Source organism: Micromonospora sp. C95 (assembly GCF_018070465.1).
In the GTDB taxonomy this organism is placed as follows: Bacteria; Actinomycetota; Actinomycetes; order Mycobacteriales; family Micromonosporaceae; genus Micromonospora.
The window spans coordinates 82,631-107,103 of sequence record NZ_JAGPXT010000006.1; the positions used below are offsets into that span (position 1 = coordinate 82,631).

At 72.2% G+C, this 24,473-nt stretch carries 29 protein-coding genes and 1 riboswitch; of the genes, 11 read left to right on the forward strand and 18 right to left on the reverse strand.

All coding sequences use genetic code 11. From position 1 onward, the window contains the following. Positions 1-20: 20 nt before the first annotated feature. Complete coding sequence (locus tag KBX00_RS09600; protein WP_210825412.1) at positions 21-527, forward strand: Lrp/AsnC family transcriptional regulator; 507 nt, start codon at positions 21-23, stop codon at positions 525-527. A 4-nt stretch (positions 528-531) separates the two neighbouring features. Here the strand turns inward: KBX00_RS09600 and KBX00_RS09605 are convergent, their stop codons facing one another. The 3 genes from KBX00_RS09605 to KBX00_RS09615 all read right to left on the reverse strand — a co-directional run bounded on the left by KBX00_RS09605 (position 532) and on the right by KBX00_RS09615 (position 2,904). Beyond that, positions 532-1,503, reverse strand: a complete 972-nt coding sequence (locus KBX00_RS09605) for a DNA polymerase domain-containing protein (RefSeq protein ID WP_210825414.1) — start codon at positions 1,501-1,503, stop codon at positions 532-534. A gap of 135 nt (positions 1,504-1,638) precedes the next feature. Next, positions 1,639-1,869 carry a hypothetical protein gene (locus KBX00_RS09610; RefSeq protein WP_210825715.1) on the reverse strand — a complete coding sequence of 77 codons (231 nt, stop codon included), beginning with the start codon at positions 1,867-1,869 and terminating at the stop codon, positions 1,639-1,641. 165 nt (positions 1,870-2,034) lie between these two features. Then, positions 2,035-2,904: a metallophosphoesterase gene (locus tag KBX00_RS09615; RefSeq protein ID WP_210825416.1), complete on the reverse strand. Its 870-nt coding sequence runs from the start codon at positions 2,902-2,904 to the stop codon at positions 2,035-2,037. 67 nt (positions 2,905-2,971) lie between these two features. Further along, a riboswitch (ZMP/ZTP riboswitch) is annotated at positions 2,972-3,062 on the forward strand. 18 nt (positions 3,063-3,080) lie between these two features. Here KBX00_RS09615 and KBX00_RS09620 point away from each other — a divergent pair. After that, entirely contained in the window at positions 3,081-4,517 is a 1,437-nt protein-coding gene (locus tag KBX00_RS09620) for a glycine hydroxymethyltransferase (RefSeq protein WP_210825417.1), read from the forward strand. A 51-nt stretch (positions 4,518-4,568) separates the two neighbouring features. Here KBX00_RS09620 and KBX00_RS09625 read toward each other — a convergent pair whose 3' ends face one another. From KBX00_RS09625 to KBX00_RS09635, 3 genes are all read right to left on the reverse strand, one after another. After that, positions 4,569-4,820 (reverse strand): hypothetical protein, encoded by a 252-nt coding sequence (locus KBX00_RS09625; protein ID WP_210825418.1) that lies wholly within the window; start codon positions 4,818-4,820, stop codon positions 4,569-4,571. A gap of 121 nt (positions 4,821-4,941) precedes the next feature. Then, entirely contained in the window at positions 4,942-5,202 is a 261-nt protein-coding gene (locus KBX00_RS09630; RefSeq protein ID WP_155220244.1) for a hypothetical protein, read from the reverse strand. Positions 5,203-5,286: 84 nt separating this feature from the next. Next, complete coding sequence (locus KBX00_RS09635; protein ID WP_301547647.1) at positions 5,287-6,378, reverse strand: alpha-hydroxy acid oxidase; 1,092 nt, start codon at positions 6,376-6,378, stop codon at positions 5,287-5,289. 96 nt (positions 6,379-6,474) lie between these two features. On the opposite strand from KBX00_RS09635, the gene KBX00_RS09640 reads away from it, so the two are divergent. Then, a complete protein-coding gene (locus KBX00_RS09640) occupies positions 6,475-6,885 on the forward strand; it encodes an MmcQ/YjbR family DNA-binding protein (RefSeq protein ID WP_210825419.1) in 411 nt (136 codons plus the stop codon). 30 nt (positions 6,886-6,915) lie between these two features. Here the strand turns inward: KBX00_RS09640 and KBX00_RS09645 are convergent, their stop codons facing one another. Beyond that, a complete protein-coding gene (locus KBX00_RS09645; protein ID WP_210825420.1) occupies positions 6,916-7,209 on the reverse strand; it encodes a hypothetical protein in 294 nt (97 codons plus the stop codon). 202 nt (positions 7,210-7,411) lie between these two features. Further along, positions 7,412-7,573 carry a hypothetical protein gene (locus KBX00_RS09650; protein ID WP_210825754.1) on the reverse strand — a complete coding sequence of 54 codons (162 nt, stop codon included), beginning with the start codon at positions 7,571-7,573 and terminating at the stop codon, positions 7,412-7,414. Positions 7,574-7,715: 142 nt separating this feature from the next. On the opposite strand from KBX00_RS09650, the gene KBX00_RS09655 reads away from it, so the two are divergent. After that, the gene (locus tag KBX00_RS09655; RefSeq protein WP_210825421.1) at positions 7,716-8,543 is read left to right on the forward strand and encodes a helix-turn-helix transcriptional regulator; all 828 of its coding nucleotides are present in this window, start codon (positions 7,716-7,718) and stop codon (positions 8,541-8,543) included. Between the two features lie 9 nt (positions 8,544-8,552). Beyond that, on the forward strand, positions 8,553-8,762 hold the full coding sequence (locus KBX00_RS09660; RefSeq protein ID WP_210825423.1) for a DUF397 domain-containing protein: 210 nt from the start codon (positions 8,553-8,555) through the stop codon (positions 8,760-8,762). Positions 8,763-8,963: 201 nt separating this feature from the next. Here KBX00_RS09660 and KBX00_RS09665 read toward each other — a convergent pair whose 3' ends face one another. Then, entirely contained in the window at positions 8,964-10,214 is a 1,251-nt protein-coding gene (locus KBX00_RS09665; protein WP_210825425.1) for an MFS transporter, read from the reverse strand. Positions 10,215-10,301: 87 nt separating this feature from the next. Here KBX00_RS09665 and KBX00_RS09670 point away from each other — a divergent pair, with 87 nt between their 5' ends. After that, a complete protein-coding gene (locus tag KBX00_RS09670; RefSeq protein WP_210825427.1) occupies positions 10,302-10,922 on the forward strand; it encodes an ABATE domain-containing protein in 621 nt (206 codons plus the stop codon). Positions 10,923-11,022: 100 nt separating this feature from the next. Further along, positions 11,023-11,952, forward strand: coding sequence for a sialidase family protein (locus tag KBX00_RS09675; protein WP_210825429.1), 930 nt, complete (start codon positions 11,023-11,025; stop codon positions 11,950-11,952). 352 nt (positions 11,953-12,304) lie between these two features. Here the strand turns inward: KBX00_RS09675 and KBX00_RS09680 are convergent, their stop codons facing one another. Genes KBX00_RS09680 through KBX00_RS09720 form a run of 9 tightly spaced genes read right to left on the reverse strand, consistent with a single transcriptional unit; the run spans position 12,305 to position 20,345 of the window. Continuing rightward, on the reverse strand, positions 12,305-12,625 hold the full coding sequence (locus KBX00_RS09680; protein WP_210825431.1) for an antibiotic biosynthesis monooxygenase family protein: 321 nt from the start codon (positions 12,623-12,625) through the stop codon (positions 12,305-12,307). Then, a complete protein-coding gene (locus KBX00_RS09685; RefSeq protein ID WP_210825432.1) occupies positions 12,625-13,872 on the reverse strand; it encodes a beta-ketoacyl synthase N-terminal-like domain-containing protein in 1,248 nt (415 codons plus the stop codon). Before KBX00_RS09685 ends, KBX00_RS09680 begins: the two co-directional genes overlap by 1 nt. A 37-nt stretch (positions 13,873-13,909) precedes the next feature. Further along, entirely contained in the window at positions 13,910-15,184 is a 1,275-nt protein-coding gene (locus KBX00_RS09690; protein ID WP_210825434.1) for a beta-ketoacyl synthase, read from the reverse strand. Next, the gene (locus KBX00_RS09695; RefSeq protein WP_210825436.1) at positions 15,181-15,579 is read right to left on the reverse strand and encodes a cupin domain-containing protein; all 399 of its coding nucleotides are present in this window, start codon (positions 15,577-15,579) and stop codon (positions 15,181-15,183) included. Before KBX00_RS09695 ends, KBX00_RS09690 begins: the two co-directional genes overlap by 4 nt. Then, positions 15,572-16,348 carry an SRPBCC family protein gene (locus KBX00_RS09700; protein WP_301547648.1) on the reverse strand — a complete coding sequence of 259 codons (777 nt, stop codon included), beginning with the start codon at positions 16,346-16,348 and terminating at the stop codon, positions 15,572-15,574. Before KBX00_RS09700 ends, KBX00_RS09695 begins: the two co-directional genes overlap by 8 nt. After that, complete coding sequence (locus KBX00_RS09705) at positions 16,345-17,724, reverse strand: acetyl/propionyl/methylcrotonyl-CoA carboxylase subunit alpha (RefSeq protein WP_210825438.1); 1,380 nt, start codon at positions 17,722-17,724, stop codon at positions 16,345-16,347. Before KBX00_RS09705 ends, KBX00_RS09700 begins: the two co-directional genes overlap by 4 nt. Before the next feature lie 13 nt (positions 17,725-17,737). Next, positions 17,738-18,325: an acetyl-CoA carboxylase biotin carboxyl carrier protein gene (gene accB / locus KBX00_RS09710; RefSeq protein WP_210825440.1), complete on the reverse strand. Its 588-nt coding sequence runs from the start codon at positions 18,323-18,325 to the stop codon at positions 17,738-17,740. Continuing rightward, a complete protein-coding gene (locus KBX00_RS09715; protein ID WP_210825442.1) occupies positions 18,322-20,022 on the reverse strand; it encodes an acetyl-CoA carboxylase carboxyltransferase subunit alpha in 1,701 nt (566 codons plus the stop codon). The genes accB and KBX00_RS09715 overlap by 4 nt, the downstream gene beginning before the upstream one ends. After that, entirely contained in the window at positions 20,019-20,345 is a 327-nt protein-coding gene (locus tag KBX00_RS09720; protein WP_210825444.1) for a TcmI family type II polyketide cyclase, read from the reverse strand. The genes KBX00_RS09715 and KBX00_RS09720 overlap by 4 nt, the downstream gene beginning before the upstream one ends. A gap of 399 nt (positions 20,346-20,744) precedes the next feature. On the opposite strand from KBX00_RS09720, the gene KBX00_RS09725 reads away from it, so the two are divergent. From KBX00_RS09725 to KBX00_RS09740, 4 genes are all read left to right on the forward strand, one after another. After that, on the forward strand, positions 20,745-21,587 hold the full coding sequence (locus tag KBX00_RS09725) for a BTAD domain-containing putative transcriptional regulator (protein ID WP_210825446.1): 843 nt from the start codon (positions 20,745-20,747) through the stop codon (positions 21,585-21,587). Between the two features lie 91 nt (positions 21,588-21,678). Next, positions 21,679-22,026, forward strand: coding sequence for a TcmI family type II polyketide cyclase (locus tag KBX00_RS09730; RefSeq protein WP_210825448.1), 348 nt, complete (start codon positions 21,679-21,681; stop codon positions 22,024-22,026). Positions 22,027-22,039: 13 nt separating this feature from the next. Beyond that, the gene (locus KBX00_RS09735) at positions 22,040-23,389 is read left to right on the forward strand and encodes an NAD(P)/FAD-dependent oxidoreductase (RefSeq protein ID WP_210825450.1); all 1,350 of its coding nucleotides are present in this window, start codon (positions 22,040-22,042) and stop codon (positions 23,387-23,389) included. Positions 23,390-23,610: 221 nt separating this feature from the next. Continuing rightward, the gene (locus KBX00_RS09740; protein ID WP_210825452.1) at positions 23,611-24,432 is read left to right on the forward strand and encodes a helix-hairpin-helix domain-containing protein; all 822 of its coding nucleotides are present in this window, start codon (positions 23,611-23,613) and stop codon (positions 24,430-24,432) included. The last annotated feature ends 41 nt before the right edge of the window (positions 24,433-24,473 follow it).

Here is a 24,473-nt window from a genome sequence, read left to right on the forward strand (position 1 = left end):
GGCACCCAGAGGAGGGCTCGATGAGCCAGGAGACCGCCGATGAGGCGGACCGGCGGGGCGGAACGGGACGTTCTGCCGTCGCCCTCGACGAGGTCGACCGGCGCATCCTCGACGAGCTGACCCGGGACGGTCGGCTCTCCATCCGGACGCTCGCCGAACGGGTGCACGTCTCGCGTACCAACGCGTACGCCCGGGTGGAGCGGTTGCTGCGCGACGGGGTGATCACCGGGTTCGCCGCGCGGGTCGCCCCGGAGCCGGCCGGCCTGGGCACCTCGGCGTACATCGCGCTGACGATCAGGCAGAACACCTGGCGGGAGGTGTCGGCGGAGCTGGCCCGGGTGCGCTACGTCGAGCATGTGGCGCTGCTCAGCGGCGAGCACGACGTGCTCGCCCTGGTCCGGGCGCCGGACAACGCCACGCTGCGGGACGTGGTGCTGGACCGGGTGCAGCGCATCGCCGGGGTGCTCGCCACCCGAAGCTGGCTGGTCTTCGAGGAGTACGACGGGGCGCGTAGCCCGTGGGAGTGACCGCTCAGCGTTCCGGCGGTGACTCCAGGCCCTCCCGGTCGGCCAACTCCAGCAACGGAGCCAGGGAGAACCGGCGCGCGTCCAGGCCCGCGTGCGGATCGCCCCGCTCGGCGAACCGGCCCGGCATGGTGGTCACGTCGAAGTCCTCCGGCCGGACGTCGTCCAGCTCCGCCCAGTTCAGCGGCGCGGAGACCAGCGCGGCCGGCGTCGGCCGGATCGAGTACGCCGATGCCATGGTGTGGTCCCGGGCCATCTGGTTGTAGTCGACGAAGACCGGCCGGTCCCGCTGCTCGCGCCACCAGGTGGTGGTGACCAGGTCCGGCCGGCGCCGCTGCATCTCCCGACCGAGGGCCAGCACCGCCCGGCGGCAGTCGCCGAAGCTCCACCGCGGCTCGATCGGGACATAGACGTGCAGCCCACGCCCGCCGGTGGTCTTCGGATAGCCGGTCAGCCCCAGCTCGTCGAGGAAGGCCCGCACCTCGTGGGCCACCGGCACCACCTGGTCGAACCCGACCCCCGGCAACGGGTCGAGGTCGATCCGCAGCTGATCCGGCCGCTCCACGTCCGCCCTGGTCACCGGCCACGGATGGAAGCGCAGCGTGCCCAGGTTGACCGCCCAGATCACCACGGCCAGCTCCCCCGGCGCGACCTCGTCGGCGGTGCGTCCGCTGGGAAAGGTGATGTGGGCGGTGCCGACCCAGTCGGGCGCGCCGGCCGGCACCCTTTTCTGGTAGAACGCGTCACCCCGGTTGTCCTGCCGGGTGGCGATTGTCGCGCCCTCGAACACGCCGCGCGGCCACCGTTCGAGCATCGTCGGGCGATCCCGCAGCGCGCGCAGGATGCCGTCGCCGACGGCGAGGAAGTAGCGCACCACGTCGAGCTTGGTCAGCCCCCGCTCGGGAAAGTACGGCTTGTCCGGGCTGCTGACCCGGACCGTCCGCCGACCCACCCGGATCTCCTCCGCCGCCGTGGCCACACCTGAGAGGGTACGACGCGACACCCGGTGCGGCGGGCCACCGCCGGGCACCGGGCCGAGACGGGTTCACGGGTCCCCGCGCCCGACCTGATCGGTGGGCCGGGACGGTGTCCAGGCCCACCGTCGTCGCGTTGGTCAGCCGTTCTCGCGTTGCAGACGCATGGCCAGCATCTGCTTGCCCTGCTCACCCGCCTTGCGGTTGTTTTCCTGGATCTTGCGGAACCAGGTGGCGAGTTCCTCGTCACCCCGGGCAGCCGCGTCGGCGATGTAGGTCTCCAGATGCCAGATGTTCTCCAGCGACATCTGCAACGCGTGGATCAGGTCGTAGTTCTTGTCTTTCACCGGGCTGTCCGGCCGCTGCACCATCGTGGCCACCACACACCTCCAACTCGTCGGGTTCCGGTCGCATACCCGTGGTCGGCGGCAGCACACGCGCGCGTCAGCCCGACCGCGCCGTTTCGTCGTTCCCGGCGGGGTAGGAGTGCAGATACGGGCCCGACGATTCGGGCCCGGAAGTGGCGGCGGACCGGTTCACCAGGCCGTGGGCGGCACCCCGTCCGGCGCCGGCAGGATCTGCCGCAACCGGCCGGGTGGTACGCCCCGGGGCCGCCACTCCCGGGGATAGCCCACCGACACCTCCTCGAACCGCACCCCGTCGTGCCAGCTGGTCCGTGGAATGTGCAGGTGGCCGTAGACGACCGCGACGGCGGCGAAGCGTACGTGCCAGTCCGCGGTGGCCTCGGTGCCGCACCACTGGGCGAAGATCGGGTACCGCAGGACGCGGGTCACCTCCCGGACCAGCGGCCAGTGGTTCATCAGCACGGTCGGCAGCGCCGGATCGCGCCCGGCGAGCCGGCGGGCGGCCTCGGCCACCCGGGCGACGCACCACGCCGACCGACTCTCGTACGGGTCGGGGTGCAGCAGCACCTCGTCGGTGCAGACGATTCCGGTCCGGTACGCCTCGGCCAGCGCGGCCTCGGGCGTGTCGAAGCCGTCCGGCCGCCAGCTGTGGTCGTACAGCAGCATCAGCGGCGCCACCGTCACCGGGCCGCCGGGCCCCGCCCACACCGGGTACGGGTCCTCGGGAGTGACCACACCGAGATCACGGCACAGCTCGACCAGGTGGGCGTAGCGCGCCGCGCCCCGCAACGTCACCGGGTCGGCGGGCGGCGTCCACAGCTCGTGGTTGCCCGGCGACCAGATCACCCGGGCGAACCGGCCGGCCAGCAGTCGCAGCGCCCAGGCCACGTCGGCGACGGTGTCGCCCACGTCACCGGCGACCAACAGCCAGTCCTGCGGCGTCCGGGGACGCAGCCCCTCGACGACCGTCCGGTTCTCCGGATGGCCCACGTGCAGATCGCTGATGGCCAGAAGACTGCCACCACCGCCCGCTGCCGCCATGCGGCGATCCTAGTGCGCCCGCCCGGTCGGCGCCCCGGCCCGCCGTGCGGGCGTACCCGGTAGGATCGCCTCGGGCCGTGACTGGCGCATTGGAGATGGAGAACCATCGGGGAGCGGCCCCGTCACGAGGACGCATGCCGAGCGCCTGGGCCTTCCGCACGTCACCTGGAGGTCGCATGCCGCGCAACGCCGAATCCACCGCCTTCCGCAGCGCTCTCGAGGTGATCCGTGGTGTCGAGCCGCGGGTCGCCGACGCGATCGGGGCGGAACTGGCCGACCAACGCGAGTCGCTCAAGCTGATCGCCAGCGAGAACTACGCCTCCCCGGCGACGTTGCTGGCCATGGGCAACTGGTTCAGCGACAAGTACGCCGAGGGCACCATCGGGCGGCGCTTCTACGCCGGCTGCCAGAACGTGGACACCGTCGAGGCGCTCGCCGCCGAGCACGCCCGGGAGTTGTTCGGCGCGACCCACGCATACGTGCAGCCGCACTCGGGCATCGACGCCAACCTGGTGGCGTTCTGGGCGATCCTGGCCGACCGCGTCGAGTCACCGGCGCTGAAGAAGGCGCAGGCCCGCCACGTCAACGACCTCACCGAGGCGGACTGGTTCGCGCTGCGGCGCGAGCTGGGCGACCAGCGGATGCTCGGCATGTCCCTGGACGCCGGCGGGCACCTCACCCACGGTTTCCGGCCGAACATCTCCGGCAAGATGTTCGACCAGCGCAGCTACGGCACCGACCCGGCCACCGGTCTGGTCGACTACGACCGGGTCGCCGAGGCGGCCCGCGAGTTCCGGCCGCTGGTGCTGGTCGCCGGCTACTCGGCGTACCCTCGCAAGATCAATTTCCGGATCATGCGGGAGATCGCCGACTCGGTCGGCGCCACCTTCATGGTGGACATGGCGCACTTCGCGGGCCTGGTCGCCGGCAAGGTCTTCACCGGTGACTTCGACCCGGTGCCGCACGCGCACATCGTCACCAGCACCACCCACAAGTCGCTGCGCGGTCCGCGCGGCGGCCTGGTGCTGTGCGGCCCCGAGCTGGCCGACCAGGTGGACCGGGGCTGCCCGATGGTGCTCGGCGGCCCGCTGCCGCACGTGATGGCGGCCAAGGCGGTGGCGTTGGCCGAGGCTCGCCGGCCCGACTTCGCCGGCTACGCCCGGCAGATCGTCGACAACGCCCAGGCGCTGGCCGAGGGTCTGCTGCGACGCGGAGCCAAGCTGGTCACCGGCGGCACCGAGAACCACCTGGTGCTGATCGACGTGACCGGCTACGGGCTGACCGGCCGGCAGGCCGAGCAGGCGCTGCTCGACTCGGGCATCGTCACCAACCGCAACGCGGTGCCGCAGGACCCCAACGGCGCTTGGTACACCTCCGGCATCCGGATCGGCACCCCCGCGCTGACCACCCGGGGGCTCGGCACGGCGGAGATGGACACCACCGCGGAGCTGATCCACGCCGTGCTCAGCCAGACCAGCGCCGGGGTCGGTCCGGACGGCACCGCCTCCAAGGCGAAGTACGTGCTCGACCCGACCCTCGCCGAAAAGATCGGCCGCCAGGCCAGCGAGCTGCTCACCGGTTTCCCGCTCTACCCGGACGTCGAGCTGGGCTGACGAGGATCGCGTCGGGCCGGGACGGCCCGGCCCGACGCGACTGCGATCGACTCAGGAGTAGTCGAACGTCCAGAGGAACCACTGGGTGCTGACCGGCGCGTACGTCTGCTCGCAGTACCACCAGTCCCACAGGCCCTGGCCGGCACCGGAGGCACCGTAGGACCGGCAGAAGTCGTAGCTGTAGTAGACGCCGCGCAACGTCCCGCCCGGCGGGTCCGCCTGAGCCGGTGCCGCCCCGGCGACAAGTGTCCCGCCCACCGCGGCGAGCGCCACGACCGCCGCCACCACCCTGCTGCGCACCATGAGTACCTCCTGCTTCCGAAACGGCCGACACCCGCGCATCGGCAGATGTGCCCAGAGTGCGGAGGTCGGGACGCACAGTCAACGCGATCCCGAGCGTTGGCGGCTCGACAGTGGACCCGCCTCAGGCGAGGGGACGCTTCAGGTGGTAGCGGTGCACCTCGGTGCTGCCCTGCACATTGTTCACGTCCTCGGCGGCGGAGACGAGTTCCCAACCGTCGCGTCCGGCGCGGTTGAGATGCGCGATCGCGGTGTCGCCGTACGCCGTGATGTCCTTGCGGGACCCGTCGGGGCCGTACCAGACGAACGAGACATGAAAATTGCGGCCCTGTCCCTGGTAGCGGCGGACCAGCAGGGCGTACTCCCAGGCAACCATGTCGACCATTATGGCCGTCCTACCTGGACGACGGCAGGGCAGCCGTCACAGGTTGCGAACCGGTGAACGCGATGAGTCGCCACACCGGACCGGTCAGCCCACGGGGACCGTGCGCAGGTGCCGGGCAGTCGCCGGATCGGCGCAGCCGGCCAGGGCCAGGGCGTCGCGTACCTCGTCGGCCAGCAGGGCCAGCGCGGAGCTGGCCGCCGGTCGCCCACCGACCGCCAGGGCCCAGAGCATCGGCCGCCCGACCAGCACACCGGCGGCACCCAGCGCCAGGGCGCGCAGCACGTCGACGCCGCTGCGGATTCCACTGTCCAGCAGCACCTCGCAGCGGCCCCCGACGGCCGCCACCACCTCGGGCAGCATGGTGGCGCTGGGCGGGGCTCCGTCGAGCTGTCGGCCGCCGTGATTGGACACCACGATCGCCCGCGCTCCCGCCTCGACCGCCCGTACGGCGTCGGTCGGGTCGAGGATGCCCTTCACGACCAGCGGCAGATCGCACCGCTCCCCCAGCCACCGCAGGTCCGACCAGGTAAGTGCCGGAGCGAAGACCGTGTCACGGTGCGCGGACACCGGGGTGACGCCGGGCGTACCGCCGTGGGCCAGGTCGTCGCGGCCGCCCGGCAGGTTGGTCGGGACCAGGTCCGGCGGCAGCCGGAAGGAGTTACGCAGGTCCCGCAGACGCCGACCGAGCACCGGCACGTCCACCGTGACCACGAGGGCCCGGCAGCCGGCGGCGCGGACCCGCGCCAGCAGGTCGTCGACCAGGGACCGGTCGCGCAGCCAGTACAGCTGGAACCAGACCTCGGCGCCGGTGGCGGTGACCTGCTCGATCGGCGTGCTGCCGAGGATGCTGGCCAGGTACGGCACGTCGGCAGCGCGGGCCGCGGCGGCCAGCGCCGGTTCGCCGTCGGGGTGCACCAGCCGCTGGTACGCCATCGGCGCCACCGCCACCGGCATCGCGTACTCCCGGCCGAGCAACCGGGTCCGCAGGCTCGGGGTGCGCACCCCGGTGAGCACCCTCGGAAGCACGCCGACCCGGTCCAGTGCGCGGCGGTTTCCGCCGAGGGTCACCTCGGCACCGCTGCCGCCGTCCAGGTAGTCCCAGACGTGCGGCGGCAGCACCGTCCGGGCCAGGGCGGCGAAGTCGGCCAGGCAGACCGGGTCGGGCGTGATCTCCATGCGGTTCACCATCGCCGACGGCCGCCCGCCACGCCAGCGCGTCCGGGCCGCGCTGCCGGGACCCACCGCGCGCGGCATGTGGCGTACCGTCGGGAGGTGGCCAGTTGGGACGACGTACGCCGGATCGCGCTGGGCCTGCCGGAGACCAGCGAGCGGCCCTCCTATGACGGCGTGGCCGCCTGGCGGGTGAAGGACAAACCGTTCGTCTGGGAACGCCCGCTGCGCGGCAAGGAACTCGAGGCGCTCGGTTCGGCCGCGCCGGACGGTCCCATCCTCGGGGTCCGGGTGGCGGACCTCGGCGTCAAGGAGGCGTTGCTCGCCGACGACCGTGGTCTCTTCTTCACCACGCCGCACTTCGACGGCTACCCGTCGGTGCTGGTGCGGCTGGACCGGATCGACGTCACCGAACTGACCGAGCTGATCGTGGAAGCCTGGTACGCCCGCGCCCCGAGACGGCTGGCCGCCGCGCACCAGGCGCAGACGACACCGCCCGAAGCGGGCGGGTGACGGTAGGCACCCGGTACCCGTAGACAAGACTCAGGCCGTCGCGCGCCGGCTGGAAGCGCTTCTCCGCCTCGGTTGCCCGACCACCACGGGTGCCGGGGCGGCCCGCAGCCCGGCCTTGATCACGAAGATGGCCCGTCGCGCCACGGCGTCACCTCGGGAATCGAGCTGGTACCCCTCCAACCAGATCCACCCGTCGTAGCTGGTCCGGGTCCAGTCGTCCAGCACCCGGATCACCCGGAACAGGATCGGCCGGATGAACTGCACGCTGGCCTCAGGTCCGACCCGGAGCAGGTCACCGGCGCGGGGTGTGGTCAGCTCAGCCATCCGAGGAACCTCCGGCGGAGGGTTTCCGTGGGCACCCAGCTCAGATCCTCGGCGGCTGACAGCAGGTACGACCCCAGGTAGAGAGTCAGACAGGTACGAGCTGCGCCGTACTCGTGGACCAGTTCCGTTCGGCCGGAGGCGCAGGGCCAGGGGGCGTCGCACCGGAGACAGACCCAGGTCGGTCGGTCTGGCAGATGCCCGGTCACCGCCAGTGGCCCCGGTTGACCAGGACGCGCTGCTTCACCCGGCAGGGCAGCGGAGACCCACAGAGACAGACGCGCTTCGCTCGCCGCAGCGACCACACCGGCCGGTGCTTGCGCGCCAAGTCCTCGGCCAGCGCCAAGACGTACTCGACGTAAGTCATGCGCCTGGTCACATCGCCTCCCGCAAGGTCAAAATGGTTCTCTAATTTGCAAGTCCAAATCAATCGTACGAGTAGAGTCACGGTTTGGGAACACACAGCGAGGTCTCATGTCACGCATTGTCAGGCCAGCCATACTCAGGCGATGGTCAACCCGACGATCCAGCGACGACGGCTCGGCAATGAGCTCCGCAGGGCACGCGAGGCGGCAGGCAAGACGCAAGACGAGGCCGCCGAGGTAATCGACTCCTCATCGAGCAAGATCAGCCGGCTGGAGTTGGGGCAGTCCGGCATCCGTCTCACCGATCTGAAGCTGCTGCTCGACTTCTACGGGGTGACCGGCGACGAAGCCGAGCCCTTGCGTGACCTTGCCCGAGCGGGCCGACAGCGCGGGAAGTGGAGCGGCTACCGCAACGTGGTGCCCGACTGGTTCCGGCAGTACCTCGATCTCGAAGCCGACGCAGCAGAGATCCGCTGGTACCAGCCCGAGGTCATCCCCGGCATCCTCCAGGTCGAGTCCTACATGAGGGCGATGAAGGTCGCCAAGGACGAAGACCAGCAGATCGCCGTACGGCTGGAACGACAGAAGGTCATCGACCGCGAGGACGGGCCGGAGCTCAGCTTGATCCTCAGCGAGTCGGCGCTACGCCGGAACCTCGGAGAGCCGGCAACGATGCGGGAGCAACTGCTGCACCTGGCAGAGGTAGCGGACCGCCCAAATGTGACGATCCAGGTCTTCGCTTTCGATGCCCAGACGTACGAGACCTCGTCGTACAACTTCATCATCCTGCGGTTCGGAGCAGACATGACCTCGGAGGTCATCTATTTGGAGACCTTCACCGACGCGGAGTACCTCGACAGCCCCGAAGCGCTTCGGGCATACACTCGGTTGTGGGAACGCCTGCGGGCAGCCGCCCTCGGGCCGGTGGAGTCCCGCAAGCTCATCCTGCGGATAGCAGGCGAGATCAAGTAGAGGTTGGCCATGAAGACCCCGGACCTCACTGGCGCGGTGTGGCGCAAGTCCACCCGTAGCGACAACAACGGCGGCGCGTGCGTCGAGGTGGCGACCAACCTCTCGGCCGTGGTCGTTGTCCGCGACAGCAAGGACCGGCAGGGCGCGTTGCTGTCCTTCAGCGCCGACCGGTGGGCCGGCTTCGTTCAGGGCATCAAGGCCGGCACGCTCGACGCCTGAGCAAAGCCCCGCCATCAGCACCGGGCAGGGCTGCCGCAGCTGTTCGTCCCATCGCCACACAGGTGCCGCCCCCCGATCCGGGAACCGTCGACGCGCGTGCTCATCCGTCCCGCCCGGCCCGGACCTCTCGGACAACCCTCGCCTGGACTCCCCAGCAGTTTCAGGGATACTGCTGCATCCGGCGTCGTCGAGGCAGCAGTATCAGCGAAGTTGCGAGGCAGCGCAGCGCGAGGCAGCGCAGCGCGAGGCAACAAGCGCCGGCGTGGCGGTGGCGGGCGAGTCCGACGGCGCGTCCACGGTAGGGGCGGGGTGGGCGAGACGCCGCTCGCCGAGCGCCAGCACCAGGGCCACGGCGCTGAGCAGGGCACCGATCAGCACGGTGAGGTGCACGCCGTGGCTCGGCAGCGCGAGCCCGCCGACGAAGGCACCAGCGGTGATGCCGACGTTGACGGCGGCGGACACGGTCGCGGCGGCGATGTCCGAGCGTCCCGGCGCCACCTGGAGTACGAGCCCGCCGAGAGCCGCGGTGAACGCGGCGAAGGCCAGGCCGGCCACCGCGATCAGACCGACGGCCGCGGCGGGTCGGTGGCCCAGCGCGTACAGCCCGAGCAGGGCCAGCGACTGTAGTGCGACGGTCGCGAGCAGGGCGAGCCAGGGGTTGCGGTCCACCAGCACACCGACGGCGAGGATGCCGAGGACGCTGGCGATCCCGCGAGCGAGCAGGACGGCACCGACCGAGCTGGCGGGCAGCGCGCTGTGTTCGGTGATGAAAAGGGCGACGTAGGTGTAGGCGACGATCGCCCCGGCGGTCGCCAGGACGGCCACCGCGACCAGCAGCCAGAAGCGTCGGGCGTCGGGCGCCGCGCCTCGGGTGGCGTGCCCCTCGTCGGGGCGCGTCGAGGGCAGCAGCGCGGCGACCACGACGAACACGATCGCGCCGAGCCCGGCAACCGCCAGGAACGAGGCCCGCCAACCGGTGCGCTCGCCCAGCCAGATGCCGGCGGGTACGCCCAGGGCCAGGGCGATGTTGCCACCGGCGAACACGACCGCGACCACCCGGCCGCGCAGTCCCGGCCGGAACAGTTCCGCGGCGGCCGGCACCACCACCGCCCAGAACAGCGCGTGCGTCGCCGCGGTCGCCATCCGGGCCGCCAGCAGCAGCGCGAAGGTGCTCGCGAACACCGTTACCGCGTTGCTGACCACGAAGCCGGCCAGCAGCGCCGACAGCAGTCGCCGGCGAGGAACCCGGCGGACCAGCGCGGTCAACGGCACCGAGGCGACCATCACCACGGCGCCGTACGCGGTGACCAGCATGCCCACGTCCGTGGGCGACACGGCCAGGTCCGCGGCCATCGGCAGCAGCAGCCCGATGGGCAGCGCCTCGGCGGTGGTGTAGAGGAAGGTCCCGCCCGACAGTCCGATCAGGACCGTCACTGCCCGACCGCGTTCCATGCGCCCTCCAGTGTTACCTGCTATCAGTGTTATGGAGGTAACACTAGGCAGCGCCCCGATCCTCGTCAACTGGTAAAGTCGCGTTTGATGGAAACAGTCGAGGGTGTCCGGAGGCTGCGCCTGGTGGGCGGCAACCTCGCGCTGGACTTCGTCAACACCCGTACCGGTCCACCCGTCGGGCCACCCGACGGCGACGTGCTCACCGGGTACCCCGAGCTGGTCGCCTGGGCCGAGTACGCCGGCATCCTCACCGGAGCGGAGGCGGCCAGGTCGCAGCGCCTGGGCCACGCCGACTCGGACGCCGCACGCGCCGCCTACGAGCGGTCGCTGCGTACCCGTGAGTGTCTCGACGAGACTGTCCGGGCGCTGGCCAACGGCCGGAACCCGAGCAGTTCCGCCCTGGCCCGGCTGCGCGACGACGAAGCTGACGCGCTCGGGCACGCGCGGCTCGACCGGGCCGGCAGTTTCGTCTGGTCCTGGCGGGACGACCACACGGCGGCCCGACCGCTACGGCCGGTGGTGCACGCGGCGGTCCAGTTGCTCACCACCGGCCCGCTCGACCGGATCAAGGGATGCGGGGGCTGCCGCTTCGTCTTCCTCGACGAGAGCAAGAACCGCAGCCGCCGCTGGTGCAGCATGGACGACTGCGGCACCGCCGAGAAGGCGCGGCGCTACGTCGCCGCGCGCCGTACCCGAGGGTCCCGGTGAGCATCCGCCCCGGCCAGCGGCACCGGCCGACCGTCGCGTTCGCCCGCTGTTCGCTCCACCGCCAGATCCGCGTCGCCCGCTCCGCGTACCGTCGGCGCACGTGATCATCCGTCCGGCGACCACCGAGGTGCGCGCGTTACGCCGTATCGGTGACACCGCCCCGCACAACGCCTTCACCGACCTGGTCCGGTACGCGGGACAGTGGTTCTGCGCGTTCCGACAGGGCCGGTCGCACCTGTCCGACGACGGCGTCCTGCGGGTGTTGACCTCATCGGACGCTCACTCCTGGCAGACCGCGGCCGTCCTCGCCCAGTCCGGTGTCGACCTGCGCGACCCACGCTTCGTGCTGCGCCCCGACGGACGGTTGCAGCTGCTCGCCGCCGCCGCGACCGGCACCCCGAAGCGGTTCCGGACGGTCACCACGGTCAGCGACGACGGTCACCGGTGGGACGAGCCCCGGCCGATCGGCGAACCGGACGTCTGGGTCTGGCAGGCCGCCTGGCACGGCGACGCGATGTACGGCGTCGGCTACGCCACCCGGGAGCCACGGTTCGCCCGGCTCTACCGCAGCGACGACGGCTTCGACCTGCGACCGGTGGTGCGCACCCTGTTCTCCGGCGGGTATCCGAACGAGTCCGGGCTGGTCTTCGACCCCGACGGCACCGCCACCTGCCTGCTGCGGCGCGACGGTGACACGGCCAGCGCGCAGCTCGGCCGGGCCCGCCCGCCCTACCGGGAGTGGATCTGGACGGACCTCGGGGTACGGGTGGGCGGGCCGGCGCTGTGCCGGCTGCCCGACGGCACCCTGGTGGCCGGCGTACGGCTGCACGACGGTTCGGTGCGGACCGCGATCTGCGCCGTCGACGTGGCGCAGGGTCGGCTGCGGGAGCTGGTGACGCTACCTTCCGGCGGCGACTCCAGCTACCCCGGCCTGGCCTGGCACGACGAGCGACTGCACGTCAGCTACTACTCCTCGCACGAGGGGCACAGTTGCGTCTACCTGGCCGAGGTCGACCTCGGGTCGCGTTGAGGGCCCACCGGCCGCGTCGACAACCGGGGCGCAGCCCGATGCCGCCGGTCATCCGAGGGCTGCCGGTCGGCGGAGGTCGGCGGGTCGGCGCGGGGGCGCCGATCGGTCTCGCTCGGCGAGCACAGCGGTCCGGTCATGACTCCCCACCTCCACCCTCGGCGTCGCCGCGGCACGCACCGGACGCAGATCGCCTGCTCGGAGCGCTTCCAGAACCCTACGGCAGCCACGACGGACATTGCGTCATGCAAATGGATGTCCGAGAAGGGCGACTGACCGGATTGCCGTCGGGTCGACCGGCGAGGATGATCGATTCCGTGTGTCAACCTTCAGTGAGCGGGCACTGACCGAGCGTTCATGGCGTTCCGGCCGGCACCGGTGTCTGCGCGTGGATGTGGAAACGCAGGGACCGGGCGGCGGTGAAGCACTCCCGCATCGGCCGGACCAGGTCGCGGTGTTCCGGGCTGCGCTCCCACGCCTCGAAGTCGGCCAGGCTGCTCCACTCACTGGTGATGAGCCACTGCTCCGGGTCGGTCGACGAACGGCAGACCTGGTCGACCAGGTGACCCGGCACCCCGTCGGCGACCAGGTGCCGGACCGCCTCGTAGGCCCGGAGAAAGTCCTCGGTGCGCTCGTCGGGCACCCGCACGAGAAAGACCACCCGTGCTCGCGTCATCACCACTCCTGTCCCGCCGGCGGTGCACCGCGCACCACGAGCGCACTGTTGAACCCGTCGAAACCCCGGGCGCAGATCAACGCCACCCGGGTACGCGGGCGACGGGCGGCCCGCAGGAAATCCAGCTCGCAGCCTTCGGCCACGACCTGCGGCCCGGCCGAGGCGGGCAGCGTGTCGTGCGCGAAGGCGAGCAGGGCGGTGGCCACGTCAAGTGCCGACCCACCCTGATGGGCCCGCCCGGTCAACTCCTTGTGGGTGCTGACCGGCGGCGTGCGGGCGCCGAAGACGGCCCGCAGGGCGCTCGCCTCGGCCCGGTCGTAGCGGGGCACCCCGAGCGCGTCGGGAACGACCACGTCCACCTCGTCCGGCTCGACGCCGGCCCGACCCAGGGCCAGCCGCATCGCGCGCGCGTACTGCTGCGCGTCTCCGGCGCTGTCCGGGGTGGTGTGCGCCGCGTCGTGGGTGGCACCCCAGCCGGTCACCTCGCCGTAGCTGCGCGCGCCCCGGGCGCGGGCGTGCTCCAGCTCCTCCACCACGAACACCGCGCCACCCTCGGCGGGCAGGTATCCGCTGGCGGTGGCGTCGAACGGCCGGTAGGCGCGCTCCGGATCGGTCACCTCGCTGAGCAGGCCGGAGCGCAGCTGACAGGCCAGCGCGTACGGGCTCAGCGGACACTCGGTCGCCCCGGCGAGCACCACCGAGGCGCCGCGCCGCACGGTCCGCACCGCGTGCGCCAGGCTGTCCAGGCCACCGGCCGACTCCGCCACCAGCACCCCGCACGGCCCCTTCGCCTGGTGCCGGATGGAGAGCTGTCCGACGCTGGCCGCGTAGAACCAGGCGATCGACTGGTACGCACCGACCGTGCGCGACGGTGACGACCACAGGCGTTGCAACTCCCGCTGGCCGAACAGGTTGCCGCCCGAGGCGCTGGCCAGGGTCACCGCCCAGCCGTACGGGTCGGTGGCCCGCTCCGGCAGGCCGGCGTCGGCAAGCGCCAGCGCGGTGGCGGCGAAGCCGAGGTGCGTCCACCGGTCGGTCTGCACCAGGGCACGGTTGTCCGCGTACCGGCCCGGGTCGAAGTCCGCGACCTCGCCGCCGAGGCGGGTCGGGTAGCCGGTGGCGTCGAACAGGCTGATCGGTCCGGTCCGGCGGCGGCCGGACAGGACCGTACGCCAATGCGCGTCCGCGCCGACGCCGCTGGGTGCCACCACCCCGACGCCGGTGACCACGGCCCGCCCGCCGGTCATGCCGTCACCGGCGTGGGCCGTCCGACCCGACTCGTGCTCACCGCGTCACGTCCCGGGCCGACCTGCGGAACAGCATGGCCGACTGGAACCCGCCGAAGCCGCTGCCCACCGAGAGCGCCACGTCCACCGGCACCTCCCGGGCCTCGTTGGGCACGTAGTCCAGGTCGCACTCCGGGTCCCGGGTGGCCCAGTTGGCGGTCGGCGGCACCACGCCGAACTCGATGGCCAGCGCACACGCGGCCATCTCGATGGCGCCGATGGCGCCCAGCGAGTGCCCGACCATCGACTTGATCGAGCTGATCGGCACCCGGTGGGCCGCCGACCCGAGCGACCGCTTGAAGGCGGCCGTCTCGTGCCGGTCGTTCTGCCGGGTGCCGGAGCCGTGCGCGCTGATGTAGGAGACGTCGTCGGGGGCCAGTCGGGCCTGCCGCAGTGCGTCGGTGATGGCCAGGCCCATCTCCAGGCCGTCGGGACGCAGCCCGGTCATGTGGTAGCCGTTGCTGCGGCTGGCGTAGCCGGCCACCTCGCAGTAGACGTGCGCGCCCCGCCGCGCGGCGTGTCCGGCCTCCTCCAGCACCAGCACCGCCGCCCCCTCGGCCAGCACGAAGCCGTGCCGGTCGGCGTCGAAGGGGCGGGAGGCGTGCGCCGGGTCGTCGTTGTCCGGGCTGGTCGCCTTGATGGCGTCGAACGAGGCCACGGTGACCGGCGAGATGGGCGAGTCGGCGGCTCCGGCGAGCACGATGTCGGCCTCGCCGTCCACGACCAGTTGGTGGGCGTAGCCGATGGCGTCGATGCCGGAGGTACAGCCGGTGGAGATCACCTGGGCCGGCCCGTGCAGTCCGTGGTGGCAGGCCACGTCGGCGGCCAGGCTGCTGGGCATCAGCGCCGGGTAGAGGTACGGGCCACCGAGAGCCGCGTCGACCAGCCAGCGGCGGCCGCTGTCGCTGACCGTCACGTACTCCTGTTCCAGTGCCATGGTGCCGCCGACGGCGGTGCCCAGGACCACACCGGTGCGGTCGCGCTCGGCGTCGGTGAGGTCCAGCCCGCTGTCGGCGACCGCCTCGGCGGCACAGGCCAGCGCGAACTGCACGTACCGGTCGGCGCGCTGCCGCTGGGCGGGGGTCAACCCGGCGGCGTCCGGGTCGAAGTCGCACTCGGCGGCGATCTGCGACCGGAACGGCGACGGGTCGAAGAAGGTGATCCGCCGGGTCGCCGTACGCCCCTCGGTGATGGTCTTCCAGAACCGGTCCCGGGTCGCCCCGCCGGGGGCCACCACCCCGACGCCGGTGACCACGGTGCGCCGGGTGGTCACGACCGGTCCCGCTGTTCGACAAGCTCGGTGTCGACGTGGCCGAGTTCCGGGCGCGGCGCCAGCGGTCCGAGGTGGAAGACCACCTCGGCGGGCACGTGCCCGGTGTTGCGCAGCCGGTGCCGGACGTTGCGGGCCACGAACAGCGCCTCGCCCGCCGCCAGCGGCACCGGTTCGTCGTCCAGGTCGACGGTGATGGCGCCCCGGGCGACGTAGAGGAACTCCTCGCTGTACGGGTGGTAGTGCTCGGCGATCCGCTCTCCCGGCGCCATGCTGGCCACCCCCATGAAACCCGAGGTGCTGCCGACGGTACGCGGACCGAGCAGGACACGTAGCTCGCCGCCGCGTCGGCGGTCGGCGGGCACGTCCCGGGCGGCCACCAGGGCGAGGTCACTCATCGTCGGCTCCTGTCGCGCTCGCACCGGTCGAGACGGCCGTCGGGGTGGCACTCGTCGACGGCGTGGTCGTCGGGTAACCGGCGAGCCGCTCGACGCGTTCCTTGATCACGGCCAGCTGCACGGCGCTGTTGGTGTTGATCCGTTCGGTCATCCCGGCGTTGTCCACCGGTGCGGTCGGCTTCATGGCGAAGTCCTGCACCCAGGTCATCCGCACACCCTCGGGTTCCTCGGTGTAGGTCCAGCGGATCCGCATGTACTCGAACGGTCCGGTCTCCACCCGGCGGGCGCGCACCTGTCGGGTGGCCGGGTCGGCGGTGCGTTCGCTGACCCAGCTCCAGGCGACTCCGTTCTCGTCGGGATGCATGGTGAGTCGGAACCGGACCGTGTCGCCGTCCCGGTCGAGGATCTCGGCCCGTGCGTACTCGGTGAACAGGTCCGGCCAGTTCGCCACGTCGTTCGTCACCGACCAGACCAGTTCCAGCGGAGCGGCGACGACGATGCTGTTCTCGGTATGCCCGGGCGGGTCGGCCCGCCGGGCGACCAGGTCGGCCACGCCCGGGATGCTCAGCTGCGCGGCCTGCTCCGGGATGCTGACCTGCCACCGGTCAGCGACGACGGCCGAGAGTTCGAGCAGGGCGAGCGAGTCCATGCCCAACTCCTCCAGGGAGGCGGCCGGCGCGCGGGCGGCCGCGTCCGGGTCGAGTCCGCAGTTGGTGACCAGGATGTCGGTTATCTCCGCGGTCAGCGAGTCGTCGTCGGTGACGGTCATCGTTTCCTCCTCGGGTGTGTGGGTTTCGGTGCGGCGATCAGGCGGTCCACCAGCCCGGTGGAGTGACGCCCCTTGCGGAACTCGGCGTCGTCGAGCACCCGCCGCACGAACGGGATGGTGGTCCGCATCCCCGGTCCGGAGATCTCGAACTCGCCGAGCGCCCGGTCCAGCCGGTTCAACGCCAGGTCACGGTCCGGGGCCCAGACGGCGACCTTCGCCAGCAGCGAGTCGTAGTGCGGCCCCACCAGGTAACCGGGATGCCCGTGCGTGTCGACCCGGGTGAACGGGCCGCCGGGAGGCACGAACCGGTCCAGCCGGCCGGGGGTGGGCGCGAAGTTCCGGTCCGGATCCTCCACGTTGACCCGGCACTCGACGCTCACCCCGGTGAACCGGACGTCCTCCTGACGCCAGCGCAGCGGGGTGCCCGCGGCGACGTGGAACTGCTCGTGCACCAGGTCGATACCGGTGATCATCTCGGTGACCGGGTGTTCCACCTGGATGCGACAGTTGATCTCCAGGAAGTGGAACTGCTCCTCGGCGTCGACCAGGAACTCCACCGTCCCGGCGCCGGTGAACCCGACGTCGAGTGCGCCGCGCAGGGCGATGCTGGCGATGGCGTCCAACGTCGCCGGGGACAGCGCCGGAGCGGGCGCCTCCTCGACGAGCTTCTGATGGCGGCGCTGCACCGAGCAGTCCCGGGTGCCCAGGTGCACGCCGTTGCCCTGCGAGTCGCAGAGCAGTTGGACCTCCACGTGCCGGGCGTCGGTCAGGTAGCGCTCGACGTACACCCGGTCGTCGCCGAAGGCGGCCTGGGCGGCGGCCCGGGTGCGCGCGTACGCCCGGGGCAGGTCCGCCGGGGTCCGGACCACGGTCATCCCCCGGCCCCCTCCCCCGGCCGCGGCCTTGATGATCACCGGGTAGCCGACCTCGGCGGCGACGGCGGCGGCCTCGGCGGCCGTCGGTACCGGCTGTACGGCACCCGGTGCCAGCGGCAGCCCGGCTCGGCTCATCAACGCCCGGGCGGCGGACTTGTCGGCGAGCACGGACATCACGTGCGGCGGCGGCCCGACGAAGGTCAACCCGTTGTCCGCGCAGATCTCCGCGAAGTCGGCGTCCTCGGAGAGGAATCCGTAGCCCGGGTGCACCGCCTCGGCACCGACCTTACGGGCGGCCTCCACCACGGCGGCGGCGTTGAGGTAGCTGCGCCGGCTGGCCGAGGGGCCGATCCGGACGGCCTCGTCGGCCAGCCGCACCGCCACCGAGTCGGCGTCCGCGGTGGAGTAGACCACGGCGGTACGGATGCCCAGTTCCCGGCACGCGCGCAGGATGCGCAGCGCGATCTCACCCCGGTTGGCGATCAGCACCTTGGAGAACATCGGCGCACCACCCTCAGGCCGGAGCCAGGGCGACGAGCGGCTGGTCGTACTCCACCGGCTGTCCGTCGGCGACCAGGATCTCGACGACCCGGCCGGGCCGGTCCGCGGCGATCTCGTTCATCAGCTTCATCGCCTCGACGATGCCGACCACCTGCCCGGGTCGGACCAGGTCGCCGACGGCCACGAAGGGTGCCGCACCCGGCTGCGGCGACCGGTAGAAGGTGCCGACCATCGGGGAACGGACGCTGGCGCCGGTCGTGGGACCCGCCGCCGGTGGGGCCGGGGACGGTTCGACCGGTGACCGGGGGGCCGGGGCGGCGACACCGGAACCCGTGGGGCCGGACGGTACGCCCGGTTCCGGGTCGACCGGCCGAGACCACTCCACCTCCAGCTCGGCGTCGCCGAGACGCAGCCGCAGCCGGCGCACCGGGTCGGTCAGTTCGGCGAGTAGCTGCTGGGCGTGTCGGCGCAGGTCGGCCAGGGCGGCGTCGGCCGCCGGCCGCCGGTCGGGTTCCTGACCGGCGACAGCGTCGGTCCGCTGCCCGGTCCCGTCACCGTTCGGCGCGGTCGCCGCAGCGGGGACGGTGGGCGCGGCGCTCATCGGGTACCCACCCGGGCACCGGCACGAGCGGCACCGAAGCGGCGGAAGCGTCGTCGCCGTCGTTCGACGAGGGTCACCGCGGGCACCTCCAACAGCGGCAGCAGGTTCGCCAGCAGCGCCTGGCGGACGGCCCGCGCCGTCGCCTCGGGGTCGTCGGCGGCAGAGCCGTCCGGCTCGGGAACGACCTCGTCGACGACCCCGAGCCGGCACAGATCCGGTGCGGTCAGTCGCAGGGCCCGGGCGGCCTGCGGAGCGGCGGTGCGACCGGGCCAGAGGATCGCGGCGCAGCCCTCCGGGCTGATCACCGAGTAGACCGCGTGCTGGAGCATCAACACCCGGTCGGCCACCGCCAGGGCCAGGGCGCCGCCGCTGCCGCCCTCCCCGGTCACCACGGTCACCACCGGCGTCGGCAGCACGCTCAGGGTCAGGATGTTCTCCGCGATCGCCGCCGCCTGGCCGTGCTCCTCCGCCTCGACGCCCGGATCGGCCCCCGGGGTGTCGACCAGGGTCACCACGGGCAGCCCCAGTCGGGCCGCGAGTCGCATCAGTCGCAACGCCTTGCGATGGCCCGCCGGGGTGGCCATGCCGAAGTTGCGGGCAGCCAACTCGGCGGTGCTGTGTCCCTTCTGGTGGCCGATCACCATCAGGTGCCGGCCGTCGAGCCGCGCCAGCCCGCCGACCACCGCCGGGCAGTCGCCGCCGAGCCGATCGCCGTGCAGCTCCGTGAAGCCGTCGAAGGTGGTCTCCAGATAGTCCAGGGTGGTGGGACGGCCCGGATGCCGGGCCAGACGTACCGTCTCCCAGGCGTCGCGCACCGGCGCCCGGGACAGCTCTACCGGGCGGGCCGCCTCGACCGGCGGGGCGCCCGCGACAGACCGCCTCGTGGCCCGGCGGCCGGTTCCCGCCGCGGCGAGCAGGGTCGCCAGTCGGGCACGCAGAGCGTGCCGGGGCACCACCATGTCGACCTGGCCGTGCCGCAGCAGGAACTCGGCGGTCTGGAAACCCTCCGGCAGGTTGCGTCCGGTCACCTGTCGGATCACCCGGGGGCCGGCGAAGCCCATCCGGGCGCCGCTCTCGGCCAGTACCAGGTCGGCGCTGGTGGCGAAGGAGGCCGCCACCCCGCCGTAGGTGGGGTCGGTCAGCACGCTCACGGTGAGCAGCCCGACCTCGCGCAGCGCGGCCATCGCCTGGCTGACCGTGGCCATCTGCATCAACGACAGCGCGCCCTCCTGCATCCGGGCACCGCCGGACGCGGTGACCAGGACCAGCGGCACGCCCGATTCCAGAGCCTGCTCGGCGGTACGGGTGATCAGCTCCCCGACGGCGCAGCCCAGGCTGCCACCGAGGAACCGGAAGTCCATCACCGCGAGCGCACACCGCGACCCGCCCACTGTCGCGATGCCGCCGAGCACCGCCTCCGCGAGGCCGGTGTCGGCGCGGGCGGCGGCGAGCCGGTGCGGGTACGGCAGGACGTCGACGAAACCGATCGGGTCCACCTCGACCGCGCGGTCCGGCAACGGCCGGAACGACCCCGGGTCGACCAACTGGCCGACCCGCTCGGGTGCGGCGAGTCGGGCGTGCAGGCCGCACTCCGGGCAGACGTCGAGGTTGCGGCGCAGCCGCTTGCGGTAGAGCAGGGCGGCGCAGCCGCCGCACCGGGACCACAGGGTCTCGCCCGAGGGCGCGGTGGCAGTCATGGCCGGCGCCCGTCGAAGCGGTAGAAGCAGCGCGCCATGGCGTCCCGGGGCGAACGCCAGTCCGGCCGGTACGGCGAGATGTACGAACTCAGCCGGCTGCTGACCCGGACGAACTCGGGGTGCTCCCGAACGGCCTCGACGGCACCGTCGCCAGCCGACTCGGTCTCGATCAGATGCACGTACAGGTCGTGCAGGCGGTACAGCGAGCGATGCCGGACCCCCACCAGGCGGGGCAGTTCCGTCGTGTCGGACTCGGCGAAGATCTCCGCGACCGCCGACTCGCCGGTCGGCACCACCTTCGCGACGATAAGCGTTCGGTCCATGCTGGTCCTCCCCCCAGGGGGCCGGTCGGACGCCACCGGGTGGGCCCGGACGGCTGCCGCCACGATGCGGAGCACCCCGTCACCCGGGCGTCACCGGCCCTCCGGGGAAGACCGAGGTTCAGTGACGCTGAGTTGACGCAAGCTGTGGTTCAGCTGAGCGGGCACGAATGCCATGATCGGCAAGACTGACCAGTTCAGAGGCGGTCTCACAGAAGCTGGCGGGTTACATTACCGACAATGTCGTTGACTCAGAGTAACGACGATTGATAATCTTCGCGACGGTCGGACCCGGCACCGCACCCCGCGTGCGACGGCCGACGAGCCGACAATGGCGTCACGGCGGCCACGCCGGGACCCGGCCGAGACCCGCAACCGACGCGTTCCGCAGGGGGTGCCGCCGTGGCCGCCGTTCCGCCCACGCCCACCACCGGCCAGCCCCACGACGCCGAGATCCGGCTGCATCTGCTCGGTGGCTTCCGCCTGACCCACGGAGACACCCCCGTGGTGGTGCCCCGTGGCCTGCAACGGATCATCGCGCTGATCGGGCTGCGTCCCGGTGCCACCCGTGCCCACCTCGCCGGCCTGCTCTGGCCGGAGGGCACCGAGGAACGGGCACTGTCCTCACTGCGGACCGCCCTGTGGCGACTGCGTCAGGATCCCTACTGTCCACTGACCACCGCCGCCGACACCGTCCGCCTCGACCCGCTGGTCCGGGTCGATGTCGACCGGCTCGTCGACACGGCCGGCCGGGTTCGCGACGGCCACGCCCCGGGCGACGCCGGGGAGGCCCTCGCCGCCGGCCGGCACGACCTGCTGCCCGGCTGGTACGACGACTGGGTGTTGGCCGACCGGGAACGGCTGCGCCAGCTCCGACTGCACATGTTGGAACAGGTTTCCGGCCAGCACCTGGCCGCCGGTCGGCACGGTGAGGCGTTGGAGGCGGCGCTGGAGGCGATGGCCGCCGAGCCGCTGCGCGAGACACCGCACCGGCTGGTCGTCCGCATCCACCTCGCCGAGGGAAACGCCTTCGAGGCGGTACACGCCTTTTACGTCTACCGGGACCTGCTGCTGCGGGAACTGCGACTGGAGCCGTCGCCGGCGATGAGCGCGCTGCTCGCGGAGACCCTCGACCCCATCCGCCAGGCCAGCCGTCCGACCAGCGGACCCCGCCGGCACGTGGTCACCCGCGCCACCTCTGCCGGCCCGATGGCGATGCGTCACCGCACCGATCCCGGACGTTGACGGGTAGGTGACTGCGCGGGCGACAGGGTGGGGGCCACAGCGGCCCGTACCCGGTGTCCGGCCGGGCCGAACCACCGGTGAGAGGGGTCCGATGAGTCGTCTAGTGATCGTCAGCAGAATCATCCCGGGCGCAGAGGGTCGCGTGGCACAGATCTTCGCCGAGTCCGACGAGACCGAACTGCCGAGCCTGACCGGGGTACGCCACCGGTCCCTGTACTGCCTGCACGACCTGTGCGTACACCTGATGGAGACCGACGACGTCGGTGCGGACGCCCTCGCGGCGGCCCGGAACCATCCGCTGTTCCAGCAGGTCAACGAGCGGCTGTCGGCGCACACCTCGCCGTACCTGCCCACCTGGCGCTCGCCGCGGGACGCGATCGCCAACTGCTTCTACCGCTGGGACAGCGCGGAGGTTCCGGCACCGCGCGTGGCCGGCTGACCGGGCGCGAGACATGACGACCCGAGCACCGCACGTCCTGGTCATCGGTGCCGGCACCGGCGGCCTGTGTCTGGCGCACGGGCTGCGCCGGGCCGGGATCGGCGTCGAGGTCTACGAACGACACCGGGCCAGGGGCGAGGGGCTGCTCGGCTACCGGGTGGGCATCGGTCCCACCGGCAGTCGGGCCCTGCGTGACTGCCTGCCGCCGGAGCTGTTCGAGATCTATCTGGCCACCTGTGCCCGCTCGCCGCGCTACTTCAACGTACTCAGTGAGAAGATGCGCCACACCGCGTCCTTCCCGCTGCGGCCGGACACCCACCCGGTCGACACGGAACGATCCGTGGCCCGGATGACGCTGCGCCAGGTGCTGCTGACCGGCCTGGCGGACGTGGTGCACTTCGACCGCACCTTCACCCGGTACGAGCAGCACGACGACGGCACCGTCACCGCCCACTTCGCCGACGGCAGCACCGCCACCGGTGACCTGCTCGTGGCGGCGGACGGTACGCACTCGGCGGTCCGTCGCCAGTATCTGCCGCACGCCGTCATCCGGGACGCCGGCACGGTGAACATCGCCACCCGGGTGCCACTCACCGCACACACCCGGTCCCTGTTGCCGGAGAGCGTGCAGCGGGGCATCTCGCTCATCTTCGGTACCGGCGGGGTGATGGGCGTACTGCACGTGATGGAGTTCAAGTGGGACCGCGACGGCCGGCTGAAACCGGAGACGAGTTCGGCGGACGCGAAACTGCTCAGTGGGTGGCCGGGGCTGGAGCACGACCCCACCCGCGACAACATCAACCTGGTGGTGTGGAGCACCGCCCGCCGGTTCCCGTCGGACGTGATGCGACGCCGGGGCACGGAGCTGATCCAGGTGGCGCTGGACCTGACCGCCAACTGGCACCCGCACCTGCGAGAGCTGCTCAGCCTGGCGGACCCGGACAGTGCCCTGCCGATCCGGGTGTCCACCTCGGAGCCGGTGCCGCCCTGGAAGAGCAGTACGGTCACCCTCCTCGGTGACGCGATCCACACCATGACGCCGGGTCGGGGCGTGGGCGCCAACACCGCACTGCGCGACGCGAACCTGCTGCGGCGACAGCTGATCCTCGCCGCCGCCGGTGAGAAGACCCTGGTGCAGGCGGTCGCCGACTACGAGGCGGCGATGGTGCCGTACGGCTTCGCCCGGGTCGCCGACTCGTTGGGGCGCAGCGGCACCAACGGTGACGACCGCATGTACCAACCGGTGTTCGGCCGGCTCGCGCTGCTCGGAGCCCGCGGTTACTTCCGGGTCACCAGCCGGGTTCCCCGGTTGCGGCGCAAGTTCGTCGACGACTTCTACACCTACCGGGGCGAGCAGGACTGATCCTTGTCGCGACCCCGGCACCCGACCGGTGCCGGGGTCGCGCCGTGTCCACACACGCGGTGACCACCGCACCGTCCGTCCCGGACCGGACACCTGCCGTAGCCTCCGCGCGTCCGGCACGGACTGTTACCTGGCCTGTCTGTCGTCCCGGCCGCGCGTGTGCGAAGCTGCGGCGAGTTTTTCTCGCGACGATCCGGACGTGAACCTCAGGGAGGGTTACCGTGGGCGAGTCCTTCGGGAACTGGCTGATACTGCTCGTGGCGCTGCTGGCGGGGCTGGCGGTGGGCTGGCTGTTGCTGCGCGGTCGGCGGTCGGAACCGCCCGCGTCGACGGCCGGTGCGGCGAACGACGCGACCACCGAGGCGAGCGAGTCGGCTCCGGTCGCCGCCGGGACCGCGCAGTCGACCGCCGTGACCGAACCAACGACCGAGCCCGCTCCCGGCGCACCGGCGGACAGCGACACCACCGCCCCGGCGGCCGAGCCCACCGAGGCCGACGCCGCCCCGGCCACCGTCGAGCCGACCGCCGGCACCCGCGAGGCGCCGGTGACCGGCGCGGAGTCCGCCGAGGCGACGCGCGCCACCGACCCGCTCACCGACGACGCCGCTGCGGCCACCGTCCAGGACGGACCGACGGTGGACGCGACCGTGGAACCGCGGCCGGCGGTCGCCACCCCGCCGGTCCGGCCACCGGCCACCACCGAACCCGCTGCGGCGCCCACCACAACCGCTCCGGCCACCAGCACGCCGGCCACGGAGACCGAGCCGGTGGCGACCGAGCCGGTCACGGTGGCCGACCCGGTCACCGCCGCGGAGCCGGCGACCGCCGAGGCCGACGACTTCCGGCGTATCCAGGGCGTCGGGCCGAAGATGGCGGCCGCGCTGCACGGCGCGGGCATCCGGACCTACCAGCAGCTGGCCGACCTGGACGAGGCCGCGCTGCGGGAGACCGTCAAGAGCGCCGGGCTACGCGCCACCGCCAGCCTGGCCACCTGGCCTCAGCAGGCGAAGGTGCTGGCCGCCCAGGCCGACAGCGGGTCCTGACGATGCCGGGCCGCCGGCTGTGGGCACGCCCCTCGCGGGCT

What these genes read in the sequence shown, in the direction of transcription:
- KBX00_RS09645 (WP_210825420.1), bottom strand. Translation starts at nt 7,209, where the DNA reads ATGGCTGAGCTGACCACACCCCGCGCCGGTGACCTGCTCCGGGTCGGA.
- KBX00_RS09730 (WP_210825448.1), top strand. Translation starts at nt 21,679, where the DNA reads ATGAGTCGTCTAGTGATCGTCAGCAGAATCATCCCGGGCGCAGAGGGT.
- KBX00_RS09620 (WP_210825417.1), top strand. Translation starts at nt 3,081, where the DNA reads ATGCCGCGCAACGCCGAATCCACCGCCTTCCGCAGCGCTCTCGAGGTG.
- KBX00_RS09660 (WP_210825423.1), top strand. Translation starts at nt 8,553, where the DNA reads ATGAAGACCCCGGACCTCACTGGCGCGGTGTGGCGCAAGTCCACCCGT.
- KBX00_RS09600 (WP_210825412.1), top strand. Translation starts at nt 21, where the DNA reads ATGAGCCAGGAGACCGCCGATGAGGCGGACCGGCGGGGCGGAACGGGA.
- KBX00_RS09715 (WP_210825442.1), bottom strand. Translation starts at nt 20,022, where the DNA reads ATGACTGCCACCGCGCCCTCGGGCGAGACCCTGTGGTCCCGGTGCGGC.
- KBX00_RS09630 (WP_155220244.1), bottom strand. Translation starts at nt 5,202, where the DNA reads ATGGTCGACATGGTTGCCTGGGAGTACGCCCTGCTGGTCCGCCGCTAC.
- KBX00_RS09635 (WP_301547647.1), bottom strand. Translation starts at nt 6,378, where the DNA reads ATGGAGATCACGCCCGACCCGGTCTGCCTGGCCGACTTCGCCGCCCTG.
- KBX00_RS09705 (WP_210825438.1), bottom strand. Translation starts at nt 17,724, where the DNA reads ATGTTCTCCAAGGTGCTGATCGCCAACCGGGGTGAGATCGCGCTGCGC.
- KBX00_RS09720 (WP_210825444.1), bottom strand. Translation starts at nt 20,345, where the DNA reads ATGGACCGAACGCTTATCGTCGCGAAGGTGGTGCCGACCGGCGAGTCG.
- KBX00_RS09670 (WP_210825427.1), top strand. Translation starts at nt 10,302, where the DNA reads ATGGAAACAGTCGAGGGTGTCCGGAGGCTGCGCCTGGTGGGCGGCAAC.
- KBX00_RS09610 (WP_210825715.1), bottom strand. Translation starts at nt 1,869, where the DNA reads ATGGTGCAGCGGCCGGACAGCCCGGTGAAAGACAAGAACTACGACCTG.
- KBX00_RS09695 (WP_210825436.1), bottom strand. Translation starts at nt 15,579, where the DNA reads ATGAGTGACCTCGCCCTGGTGGCCGCCCGGGACGTGCCCGCCGACCGC.
- accB (WP_210825440.1), bottom strand. Translation starts at nt 18,325, where the DNA reads ATGAGCGCCGCGCCCACCGTCCCCGCTGCGGCGACCGCGCCGAACGGT.
- KBX00_RS09680 (WP_210825431.1), bottom strand. Translation starts at nt 12,625, where the DNA reads ATGACGCGAGCACGGGTGGTCTTTCTCGTGCGGGTGCCCGACGAGCGC.
- KBX00_RS09685 (WP_210825432.1), bottom strand. Translation starts at nt 13,872, where the DNA reads ATGACCGGCGGGCGGGCCGTGGTCACCGGCGTCGGGGTGGTGGCACCC.
- KBX00_RS09735 (WP_210825450.1), top strand. Translation starts at nt 22,040, where the DNA reads ATGACGACCCGAGCACCGCACGTCCTGGTCATCGGTGCCGGCACCGGC.
- KBX00_RS09655 (WP_210825421.1), top strand. Translation starts at nt 7,716, where the DNA reads ATGGTCAACCCGACGATCCAGCGACGACGGCTCGGCAATGAGCTCCGC.
- KBX00_RS09650 (WP_210825754.1), bottom strand. Translation starts at nt 7,573, where the DNA reads ATGACTTACGTCGAGTACGTCTTGGCGCTGGCCGAGGACTTGGCGCGC.
- KBX00_RS09615 (WP_210825416.1), bottom strand. Translation starts at nt 2,904, where the DNA reads ATGGCGGCAGCGGGCGGTGGTGGCAGTCTTCTGGCCATCAGCGATCTG.
- KBX00_RS09700 (WP_301547648.1), bottom strand. Translation starts at nt 16,348, where the DNA reads ATGACCGTCACCGACGACGACTCGCTGACCGCGGAGATAACCGACATC.
- KBX00_RS09665 (WP_210825425.1), bottom strand. Translation starts at nt 10,214, where the DNA reads ATGGAACGCGGTCGGGCAGTGACGGTCCTGATCGGACTGTCGGGCGGG.
- KBX00_RS09625 (WP_210825418.1), bottom strand. Translation starts at nt 4,820, where the DNA reads ATGGTGCGCAGCAGGGTGGTGGCGGCGGTCGTGGCGCTCGCCGCGGTG.